Origin of the sequence: Shewanella abyssi (assembly GCF_023284025.1) — a bacterium.
Lineage (GTDB): Bacteria > Pseudomonadota > Gammaproteobacteria > Enterobacterales > Shewanellaceae > Shewanella > Shewanella abyssi.
In genome coordinates, this window is the sequence record NZ_JAKIKR010000039.1 from 37,984 (window position 1) to 48,754 (window position 10,771).

General features: G+C 48.7%; 9 protein-coding genes. 1 reads left to right on the forward strand and 8 read right to left on the reverse strand.

The window, feature by feature from the left end:
* Window positions 1-11 precede the first annotated feature (11 nt).
* The 7 genes from L2755_RS15760 to L2755_RS15790 all read right to left on the reverse strand — a co-directional run bounded on the left by L2755_RS15760 (window position 12) and on the right by L2755_RS15790 (window position 8,213).
* Window positions 12-728 (reverse strand): CoA transferase subunit A, encoded by a 717-nt coding sequence (locus L2755_RS15760; protein ID WP_248981637.1) that lies wholly within the window; start codon window positions 726-728, stop codon window positions 12-14.
* Between the two features lie 95 nt (window positions 729-823).
* Window positions 824-1,726, reverse strand: coding sequence for a hydroxymethylglutaryl-CoA lyase (locus L2755_RS15765; RefSeq protein ID WP_248981638.1), 903 nt, complete (start codon window positions 1,724-1,726; stop codon window positions 824-826).
* Entirely contained in the window at window positions 1,727-3,850 is a 2,124-nt protein-coding gene (locus L2755_RS15770; RefSeq protein ID WP_248981639.1) for an acetyl/propionyl/methylcrotonyl-CoA carboxylase subunit alpha, read from the reverse strand.
* 1 nt (window position 3,851) lies between these two features.
* Window positions 3,852-4,736, reverse strand: coding sequence for an enoyl-CoA hydratase-related protein (locus L2755_RS15775; protein ID WP_248981647.1), 885 nt, complete (start codon window positions 4,734-4,736; stop codon window positions 3,852-3,854).
* Window positions 4,737-4,821: 85 nt separating this feature from the next.
* On the reverse strand, window positions 4,822-6,429 hold the full coding sequence (locus tag L2755_RS15780; RefSeq protein ID WP_248981640.1) for a carboxyl transferase domain-containing protein: 1,608 nt from the start codon (window positions 6,427-6,429) through the stop codon (window positions 4,822-4,824).
* A gap of 115 nt (window positions 6,430-6,544) precedes the next feature.
* Window positions 6,545-7,714, reverse strand: coding sequence for an isovaleryl-CoA dehydrogenase (locus L2755_RS15785; RefSeq protein ID WP_248981641.1), 1,170 nt, complete (start codon window positions 7,712-7,714; stop codon window positions 6,545-6,547).
* A gap of 100 nt (window positions 7,715-7,814) precedes the next feature.
* Complete coding sequence (locus L2755_RS15790) at window positions 7,815-8,213, reverse strand: MerR family transcriptional regulator (RefSeq protein ID WP_248981642.1); 399 nt, start codon at window positions 8,211-8,213, stop codon at window positions 7,815-7,817.
* Between the two features lie 362 nt (window positions 8,214-8,575).
* Between L2755_RS15790 and L2755_RS15795 the strand changes: the two genes are divergently transcribed.
* Entirely contained in the window at window positions 8,576-10,480 is a 1,905-nt protein-coding gene (locus L2755_RS15795) for a propionyl-CoA synthetase (RefSeq protein ID WP_248981643.1), read from the forward strand.
* 102 nt (window positions 10,481-10,582) lie between these two features.
* Here the strand turns inward: L2755_RS15795 and L2755_RS15800 are convergent.
* The coding region (locus L2755_RS15800) for a hypothetical protein (protein WP_248981644.1) at window positions 10,583-10,771 on the reverse strand (189 nt) is incomplete at its 5' end.

The window sequence follows — 10,771 nt, forward strand, 5'->3', positions numbered from 1 at the left end:
GTGTAGCCTCCTTATTGCTTAGCGTCTGCGACAGCTTTAACGGTACGTTGCTCAATACGTTTCTCGAACGTCCCTTGGATAATACGGTTGACGTAAATTCCTGGTGTATGGATATGGTCTGGATCGAGTTCACCGGGTTCTACAATATGTTCCGCTTCTACCACAGTAATCTTACCGGCGGTTGCCATCATTGGATTAAAGTTAGCGGCGGTTTTGCGAAACACTAGGTTACCCATAGTATCGGCTTTCCACGCTCGAACTAAGGCAAAATCCGCTTTAAGCGCGGGTTCAAGTACGTAGTGACGTCCGTCTATCTCACGGGTCTCTTTACCGTCAGCGATTGGCGTACCGTAGCCTGTTGCGGTGAAGAAAGCGGGAATGCCCGCGCCGCCAGCACGAATTTTTTCAGCTAGCGTGCCTTGAGGCGTTAAGATCACGTTGAGAACGCCGGAGAGCATCTGCTGCTCGAAGGTGGCGTTTTCGCCAACATAAGAGGCGATCATGGTATCGATTTGGCGGCTCTTCAATAGTAAGCCTAGGCCAAAGTCATCGACGCCAGCGTTGTTCGAGATAGCCGTTAGGCCGGTTACGCCGGTTTTTACCATCTGGGCGATTAAGCCTTCGGGAATACCACATAATCCAAATCCACCGACCATGACGGTCATGTCATTACTGAGGCCTTTTAATGCCTCTGCATAACTACCGACGACTTTATTTAGTCCTGCCATTGTTGTTATCTCCATATTAAGAGAGCCACTTTAAACTGTAGGGTAGGCGGCTCTCTAGCAACTAGTTCTTTAAAAAAGGGGCAAGCAACTCCGCGTTAAACGGCGAGTGCTTGTGCGACCTTGGCGCCATTAGTGCGCCCAAGTGCTTGGCTAATTTTGTTACCTGCCATGGCAAGTTTATTGATATCTATTCCGGTTTCAATGCCGAGACCATGGAGCATATAGACCAGATCTTCAGTGGCTAAATTACCCGATGCACCTTTGGCATAAGGACAGCCGCCTAGACCCGCAACCGATGAGTCTATGACGCTGATGCCCGTCTCTAAACAGGCCAATATGTTAGCGAGTGCTTGACCGTAGGTGTCATGAAAATGCAGCGCCAGTTTTGAGACGGGAACGACATTGGCGACAGCTTCCACCATCTTACGGGCATTAAGTGCGGTGCCAACACCTATGGTGTCGCCGAGTGAAATCTCATAACAGCCCATTTTGTAAAGTAATTCAGACACCCGAGCCACTTCGCTAACGGCGATATCACCTTCGTAAGGGCAACCCAGCACGCAGGAGACATAGCCACGGACGCGAATATTATTGGCTTTAGCCAGCGCCATCACTGGCATAAAGCGCTCAATCGATTCCTCAATCGAGCAGTTGATATTGCGCTGGCTAAAGCTTTCTGAAGCGGCGCCAAAAATGGCAACTTCATCGCTTCCGGCGGCAAGTGCAAGTTCCAAGCCTTTAAGATTAGGCGTGAGGGCACTGTAGGTCACGCCAGTATTACGCGCAATCCCCTTGAGCACATCAGCCGAGTCTGCCATTTGCGGCACCCATTTAGGCGACACAAAACTCGCGGCCTCGATGCGCTTTACTCCGGCGGCGGCTAAATCTTCAATCAAGACAATCTTATCTGCCGTGGTGACCGGCTTTTCGTTTTGCAAACCGTCACGGGCGCCGACTTCAAAAATACTGACTTGTTTAGCGTATGAATTAGCGGCCATTTACGCTGGCTCCTCTGCTACCGATGATTTAACAACGGCGGGTTCAACTTCGGCGAGTAGCATGCCGTCACTGACCAGTTCGCCCGCATTAAAGAAGAATGCACTTACTACCCCATCAAATGGCGACTCAATGGTATATTCCATCTTCATCGCTTCCATCACCATTATGCCTTGGCCTGCAACAACCTTGTCACCCGCTTCAACAAGGTGGGTCACTATGGTGCCGTTCATGGGGGCTTTGAGTTTATCTTCTAAGTTATCTTGCTCTTCAACCACTTCAGCTTGAATAGCACGGTAGTGATAGCTGCTTGAATTGATAAACAGGGTAAAGTCTTCACCCACCTGACTGACAGGGACTTTTATCTTATGCCCTGTGCGCTTAATGGTTTGAGCGCAGTTACTACTATTCTCAGTTGTCGGGAACAGTGTGATTTCAGCATGCAGGGTTTCACCGATAAGCTCGCCAGATAACTGAGTAATATGTGACGTTAGCTGGCTATCATTAATTTTAAGTTGGTAGACTGATTGGCCACCCAGCTGAGTTTCGGTCAGCTCTAGATGATTAACCTGTTGCTCATCATCGAGTAGGGCAACTTGATGCACACTGGCACTGTTAAGCCTAAAGCCGTTGACGGCTCCCCAAGGTGAATAGGGGTCATTACTATTGATAGCACAACGTTTAGCGTCTGCTTTACGGGCGCTAAGTTGATAAAGTGCCGCTAGTGCCAACGCGGTTTTACGCTCATTTGTTTGGCTGTCGCTCAGGCCATGGCCAATCAGTGAGTCGCCATAACGCTCAATAAAGTCAGTGCTAAAGTTGGCATCACTAAACGCATCATGCTCGGCAATGTTGGCAAGAAATTCAATATTGTGTTTCAAGCCGCTTATTTGATAGGAGGCGAGGGCGTGAACTAGGCGCTGCAGTGCACGCGGACGAGATTCATCCCAAGTGATAAGCTTGGAGATCATCGGGTCGTAAAAGTTACTGATCACATCATTTTCGCGCACTCCAGAGTCAATACGGACAAACTTGCTCTGCTCCGGTTCGCGTAAAAAGTTGAGTTTGCCACTGGCTGGCAAGAAATCGTTTTGAGGATCTTCGGCGTAAATACGCACTTCAAAGGCATGACCGTGAATACGGACTTCATCCTGAGTTAATGGCAGTTCACTGCCACTGGCGACCATCAACTGCCATTTAACCAGATCTTGTCCGGTGACCATTTCGGTGACGGGATGCTCCACCTGTAGACGCGTGTTCATCTCCATAAAGTAGAAGCTGCCGTCGGTATCAAGCAAGAACTCAACGGTACCGGCGCCTTCATAGTTAATCGCTTTGGCGGCGGCAACAGCGGCATCGCCCATGCTAATGCGCAGTGCGTCACTCAGCCCTGGTGCAGGCGCTTCTTCGACCACTTTTTGATGGCGACGTTGAATGGAGCAATCGCGATCGGATAGATAGATACAGTGACCTTGGCTATCTGCAAAGACTTGTACTTCAACATGGCGCGGCTGGCGTAAATAGCGCTCCATCAGTAACTTGTCGTTACCAAATGAGCTTATTGCTTCGCGCCTTGCAGATTGAATCGCTTCAAGGACTTCACCGCTGCTTTCAACAATGCGCATGCCTTTACCGCCGCCGCCATAGGCTGCTTTGATAAGCAGTGGGAAGCCCATTTTATTGGCTTCGGCGATCAGTAAAGCATCATCTTGTGCATCGCCATGATAACCAGGCACTAACGGCACATTAGCGGCGCCCATAATATCTTTGGCGGCACTCTTACTGCCCATTGAATCAATTGCTGCGGCGCTTGGGCCAACAAAGGCAATACCACTTTGTTCACACTTTAAGGCGAAGGCGGCATTTTCAGATAAGAAACCATAACCTGGGTGGATAGCTTGAGCGCCTGATTTTTTGGCAATCTCGATAATCAGATCCGCTTTTAAGTACGAATCCGCTGGCGCGCTGCCACCGAGATAAAATGACTCATCAGCCATGGCAACATGACGTGCGTCAATGTCGGCATCTGAATATAGTGCCACGGTGCGTACGCCCATCGCTTGCGCTGTTTTGATAATACGGCAAGCAATTTCACCACGGTTGGCAATTAGCAATTTGGTAAACATATTATTTGGCTCCTGGCGCGCTAGCTGCACTGTTGTTTTTATCGACTGGACTGTTAGCAATTGAACTATTAGCAGTTGAGCTATTAGAGATTGTCCAGTCGGGGCTGCGCTTTTCAAAGAATGCGTTGAGGCCCTCTTGAGCCTCTATCGATACCCGAATACTGGCGATGCGTTCACTGGTGTGATCCAGTGTCGCTTTATCTATCACGCCGCTCTCAAGCGTTGAAAGCAGGCTTTTAGCCCAAGCCATACCTTGCGGACTATTAGCCAAAAGCGCATTGATGATAGGCTCTGCGGCCGCATCTAGGTCATCACTCACTTCATGGATAACCTGTAGCTCAATGGCTTTTTGTACGCTAAATCGCTCAGCGGTGAGCATATAGCGACGGGCGGCCCTTTGGCCGATAGTGCGGGTAACATAAGGGCTAATAACTGCTGGGATAAGCCCGAGCTTTACTTCACTTAAGCAGAAGCTGGCTCGCTCATTGGCAATGGCGATATCGCAGCAACAGATAAGGCCAAGTGCGCCACCAAAAGCGGCGCCTTGTACTTTAGCAATTGTTGGCTTAGGGAACTTGTCGAGCACAGACATCAACTTAGCAAGCTCGTTGGCATCACACAGGTTCTGCTCAAAGTCCATGGTGGCCTGTTTGCGCATCCAGTTAAGGTCGGCGCCGGCACTGAAGTTTTTGCCATTGGCTCTAACCACAAGCACTTGGCATTGGGGATGGTGAGCGAAGTACTCAAGTACTTGGATCATCTCGCTTATCATCACCTCATCAAAGGCATTATGTTTGCCTGGGCGATCCAGAATAAGCTCGGCGACGCCATTGTCGAGTGTGCAACTGACGTACTGACACTGCTGTGCAAGTGTCTGCGGCGTCATTTGTAGGGTTTCATTAGTCATTGTGTTGTTCCCAGTTTAGCTCCAAGGTTTAGCTTTTGGTTTCTGTCACAGCAATGGAGCCCCATTACATACGGAACACGCCAAATTTAGTCTCCTCTATCGGCGCATTAAGCGCGGCAGAGAGTGCTAAACCAACAACATCACGAGTTTGTGCTGGGTCAATAATACCGTCGTCCCAAAGACGTGCGCTGGCATGATACGGGTGACCCTCTTTTTCGTATTGCTCAACGATGGGCTTACGGAAGTTTTGTTCATCTTCATCAGACCAATCGATACCTTTACGTTTTAGTCCATCACGTTTTACCGTGGCCAAAACGCCAGCGGCTTGTTCGCCGCCCATGACTGATATGCGCGCATTGGGCCACATCCACATCATGGTTGGATCAAAGGCTCTACCGCACATGCCGTAGTTACCTGCGCCATAGCTGCCACCAATAATGACGGTAAACTTAGGCACGTTGGCACATGAAACCGCAGTCACCATCTTGGCGCCGTGCTTGGCGATCCCCTCATGTTCGTATTTTTTACCGACCATAAAGCCAGTAATATTTTGTAGAAATAGCAGCGGAATTTTGCGCTGACAACACAGTTCAATAAAGTGAGCGCCTTTTTGCGCCGACTCTGAGAACAAGATGCCGTTGTTAGCGATGATGCCGATAGGGTAGCCATGAATGCGGGCGAAACCACACACCAGTGTGTTGCCATAATTGGCTTTAAACTCGTCAAAATCAGAATCATCGACAACGCGAGCAATCACCTCTTTGACGTCAAAAGGCTTTTTAAGATCGGTGCCGACAATGCCGTAAAGTTCATTAATATCGAATTTTGGCGGTTGAACAGGACTAAGCTGAGCTTCAATCTTTTTTTGATGATTGAGTCGCGTCACGGCTTTGCGAGCCAGCTCCAGCGCGTGATCATCGTTTTGTGCCAAATGATCGGCAACGCCAGATATTTTAGTGTGTACTTCAGCGCCGCCGAGCTCTTCAGCGGTGACCTCTTCGCCCGTTGCTGCTTTTACCAGCGGCGGACCCGCAAGGAAGATGGTGCCTTGCTCTTTAACGATAATGGACTCATCTGCCATTGCGGGAACGTACGCGCCGCCGGCAGTACAAAGTCCCATCACTACCGCAATTTGTGGAATACCTTTAGCGGACATCTGCGCTTGGTTATAGAAGATACGACCGAAATGGTCTCTGTCTGGAAACACTTCATCTTGGCGAGGCAGGTTAGCGCCTCCTGAGTCGACAAGGTAAATACACGGCAGATGACAACGGCTGGCAATCTCTTGCGCTCGAATATGTTTTTTAACCGTAACCGGGTAGTAGGTGCCGCCTTTTACGGTGGCATCGTTGGCAATAATCATGCATTCGACACCGCTTACGCGGCCAATACCCGCAATCACGCCAGCGGCAGGGACCACGTCTTCATAGAGTTCGAAAGCGGCAAATTGCGAGATCTCTAAAAAGGGAGAGCCAGGATCGAGGAGTTTTTCAACACGTTGACGCGGTAGTAATTTTCCACGGGAAAGATGACGTTCACGTGCAACGTCACCGCCACCTCGCTCAATTTGCTGTAGCTTTGACTTGAGGTCTTGGACAACGGCGGCCATGTCATCAAATTTGGCTTTGAATTCGTCGCTGCGGGCATTAATACGACTGCTGAGTTGAGTCACAATTTCAATCCTTTTGAAGTTGGACAGTGGGCGACGTTATGGCTGTCGCCCTTGTTCCAAATTAGGGCTCTAATGACTCGCTAAGCGAGCCTTATTATTGATGATTTAGTTTGGCTTACTTTGACTCGTTAAATAGCTCACGGCCAATGAGCATACGACGAATTTCCGAGGTGCCTGCGCCAATCTCATAAAGCTTGGCGTCACGCAGCAAACGGCCGGTAGCGTAATCGTTGACGTAACCGTTTCCGCCGAGCAGTTGAATCGCATCGAGGGCCATTTTGGTTGCCAATTCCGCTGAGTACAAAATAGCGCCGGCGGCATCTTTACGGGTTGTTTCGCCGCGGTCACATGATTTGGCCACGTTGTAGATGTAAGATTTGGCGGCGTTCATGCCGGTGTACATATCGGCAAGTTTGCCTTGTACTAGCTGGAACTGACCAATGGATTTACCAAACTGTTCACGCTCATGGATATAAGGGATGACGATGTCCATACATGCTGCCATGATCCCAAGTGGACCACCTGACAGCACGACTCGCTCATAATCAAGGCCACTCATCAACACTTTAATGCCATTGTTTAAGCCGCCAAGGATGTTCTCTGCGGGTACTTCGCAATCTTCAAACACCAGCTCACAGGTGTTTGAACCGCGCATGCCGAGCTTGTCGAGTTTTTGCGCTTGGCTAAAGCCTTTCGAACCACGTTCAACAATAAACGCGGTAATGCCGTGGGCACCTTTATTAAGATCGGTCTTAGCGTAAATAACATAAGTGTGGGCATCTGGACCGTTAGTGATCCACATTTTGTTGCCGTTAAGAATATAGCGGTCACCCTCTTTACGGGCATGCAGTTTCATTGAAACCACATCTGAGCCTGCATTGGGCTCGCTCATGGCTAATGCGCCAATGTGCTCACCGCTAACGAGTTTGGGCAAGTATTTGTCTTTTTGCTCTTTATTGCCGTTACGGTTTATCTGGTTAACACAAAGGTTTGAATGCGCGCCGTAGCTGAGTCCGATAGAAGCTGATGCACGGGAAATCTCTTCCATGGCAACGACGTGAGCAAGATAGCCCATGTTCGCGCCACCGTACTCCTCCGCCACTGTGACACCCAATAGACCCATATCACCGAGTACTGGCCAAAGCTCGTTTGGAAACGCGTTATCGAGATCCGTTTTTGCTGCTATTGGCGCAATTTCATTCGCGGCAAAGTGTTGTACGGCATCGCGTAGCATGTCGACGTCTTCGCCAAGGCCGAAATTTAGAGATGAGTAGAGTTGAGTCATGTGCTTGTGTCCTGTCAAATTGTCCATCTGTTCGAGTTCACTGATCTGTGTCGTGATACTCAACGGCTTGTTATTTGGTTGGTGTTATCAAGTGCTGTTTTTACTCACTATTATTGGCTAGTGCATCACGGCATTGCTGTTCTGCCGAGTTGAGCTCCATCAATACCACTTTTATGTCATCCATCTGTTGCTGCAGGGCGACTTTTTTATCTTCAACTAAGTCGAGCATGGTATGCAGCTGGCTGCTGCTATTTTTGTCAGCGTCGTATAGCTCGAACAAACGTCTTGTCTCTGACAAAGAAAAACCTAAACGTTTACCTCGTAGAATGAGTTTGAGTCTGACTCGTTCGGTCAAATTGTAGATCCGAGTTTGACCGCGGCGCTTAGGTTTAAGCAGGCCTTGATCTTCGTAAAAACGAATACTACGAGTCGTGATATCAAACTCTTTTGATAGGTCACTAATTGAGTATGTCGTTTGGGGTAACTGTTTTTCAGTCATTAATAACACCATATGTATTAACTTTTATTGCACGATATATGAAGTTTACGTAAAGGTAAAGTTTGAGGTTGGTAGCGACAGCTGTTTTCATGTCAATTGTGCGTGCCATAAGGCTAATATTGACTAAACGGACGTTTGATTTAAATTGTCGGTTTTGCATTTAATTCACATTTAAAACATTAGTTTAGGTGGTGTTCAGATCGGTTTATTCCATAAGTGATAACGGCTTAATGCACTCATTCTAAGGTCTAATGGGGATTTTTTGAGCGGCGGAGCATAATGCTTAAAAGGTAATAAAAGGACGATATTCATTTTGGGGTGACAAAGTTTACCCTGTGGTGACGTTAACTGGAGTACGCATAGTGAAACATAAAAACACGCAGTTACATGCAAGTTCAATCTCAAACCCTCAGCAGTTTTGGGGGCAAGCCGCCCAAGCCATTGATTGGGTGTCACCATGGGATAAAGTATTCGATGACAGCGAAGCGCCTTTTTACCATTGGTTTAAAGGTGGCAAGATGAATACTTGCTTCAATGCGGTTGATAGACATGTGAATGCTGGCCGTGGTGCTCAAGTTGCAATCCAGTATGTCAGCCCAGTAACAGAGACAGAATATGGGATTACTTATCTAGAACTGCAGGCGCAAGTTAGCCGTTTAGCAGGTTACATGGATTCCATCGGCGTTAAAAAAGGCGACCGTGTGGTGATCTATATGCCGATGGTGCCGGAAACAGCCTATGCCATGCTGGCGTGTGCACGCATAGGCGCTATCCACTCAGTGGTGTTTGGTGGCTTTGCGGCAAACGAACTGGCAACTCGTATCAACGATGCTAAACCCAAACTCATTTTGTCAGCGTCATGCGGTATAGAGCCGTCAGGGGTCGTTGCCTATAAACCATTACTGGACAATGCACTGGAGCAAGCGCCGCATAAAGTTGAGCACTGTTTAATCTTAAACAGAAGCCAGCTAGAAGCATCACTACAACCCGGTCGCGATATCGATTGGCAAAGCGGCGTCGCTACAGCGCCTAACATTGATTGTGTGGCGTTAGATGCAACCGATCCACTTTATGTACTTTATACCTCGGGCACGACGGGGCAACCTAAAGGTGTGGTCCGAGACAATGGCGGCCACAGTGTGGCGCTCGCTTGGTCGATGAAGCATATCTATGACATTGATGCAGGCGATAGTTTTTGGGCGGCATCAGATGTTGGTTGGGTAGTGGGTCACTCCTATATTGTTTATGGCCCCTTGCTGGTGGGCGCAACGACGTTAATGTATGAAGGTAAGCCGATTGGTACGCCCGATCCCGGTGCTTTTTGGCGCACTATTGCTAAGTACAATGTGAAAAGCTTTTTCACCGCACCGACGGCAATAAGAGCGATTAAGAGAGATGATCCCGATGGTGAGTACCTTGAAGGCGTAGACTTGTCATGTTTGAAGAATGTCTTTCTAGCGGGTGAGCGCTGTGACCCAGATACCTTACATTGGGGTGAGGATAAGCTTAAAAAACCGATAATCGATCATTGGTGGCAAACCGAAACGGGCTGGCCTGTTGCGGCTAATCTAATGGGGTATGCGCCAGTCGAGGTTAAGGCGGGGTCTCCTGCATTGGCGGTACCGGGTTATCAAATTGAAGTGGTCGATATGATGGGCGAGCAAGTTGCTGCCAATGAGTCTGGCAATGTGGTGATTAAACTGCCATTGCCGCCGGGAACCTTAACCACGCTGTGGCAAAATGAGCAGCGCTATGTTGATAGTTACTTGTCTATGTATCCCGGTTACTACCTCACGGGCGATGCCGGTTACAAAGATGAAGATGGTTACCTGTATATCATGAGCCGCATCGATGACATTATTAATGTGGCGGGGCATCGTTTATCGACGGGGCGCTTTGAAGAGGTATTATGCCAACATGACGCCGTTGCCGAAGCTGCTGTTATCGGTGTTGAAGATGAACTCAAAGGGCAGGTGCCGTTAGGGTTAGTGGTGCTCAAAAAGGGCGTGATGCTAGACGAGCAGGAGCTCAACAAACAGCTGATGGCGTTAGTGCGTAAAGAGATAGGCCCCGTTGCCGCGTTTAGGTTAGTCAGCGCGGTGCAAAAGTTACCTAAAACCCGCTCGGGTAAAATTTTGCGCGGCACCATGCGTAATATTGCCGACAATAAAAAGTACAATGTGCCAGCGACTATAGAAGATCCAGCGACGTTAGATATTGTTCGCAATACCTTGACCCGTATGGGGTATGCCGACGCGCATGTATAGCGTTTAAACCTTGTTGCTGGAAGCTTATGACACAAGCGGCTTCCAGCTTTCAATACAACGAAAAGAGCAGCTATCGCTACCCCATTTTTGGACAAACACAAGCTAGTTTAGCAGAACAACTTGGGAATAATTGGGAGTCATCCCAGCAAGGCTTCTGGGCCGGGATCTAGTGCCATTACCTATGATGGAAAGCAGCTCATCCACTATGTTCCTTTGCAAGCCGCCGTGAATACCTCCATGTAGGCTCTGCTGAAAAATCCCTTTTTCAGAAGCTTGCACGTTCCACAGCAG

What these genes read in the sequence shown, in the direction of transcription:
- L2755_RS15760 (WP_248981637.1), bottom strand. Translation starts at nt 728, where the DNA reads ATGGCAGGACTAAATAAAGTCGTCGGTAGTTATGCAGAGGCATTAAAA.
- L2755_RS15765 (WP_248981638.1), bottom strand. Translation starts at nt 1,726, where the DNA reads ATGGCCGCTAATTCATACGCTAAACAAGTCAGTATTTTTGAAGTCGGC.
- L2755_RS15770 (WP_248981639.1), bottom strand. Translation starts at nt 3,850, where the DNA reads ATGTTTACCAAATTGCTAATTGCCAACCGTGGTGAAATTGCTTGCCGT.
- L2755_RS15775 (WP_248981647.1), bottom strand. Translation starts at nt 4,736, where the DNA reads ATGACGCCGCAGACACTTGCACAGCAGTGTCAGTACGTCAGTTGCACA.
- L2755_RS15785 (WP_248981641.1), bottom strand. Translation starts at nt 7,714, where the DNA reads ATGACTCAACTCTACTCATCTCTAAATTTCGGCCTTGGCGAAGACGTC.
- L2755_RS15790 (WP_248981642.1), bottom strand. Translation starts at nt 8,213, where the DNA reads ATGACTGAAAAACAGTTACCCCAAACGACATACTCAATTAGTGACCTA.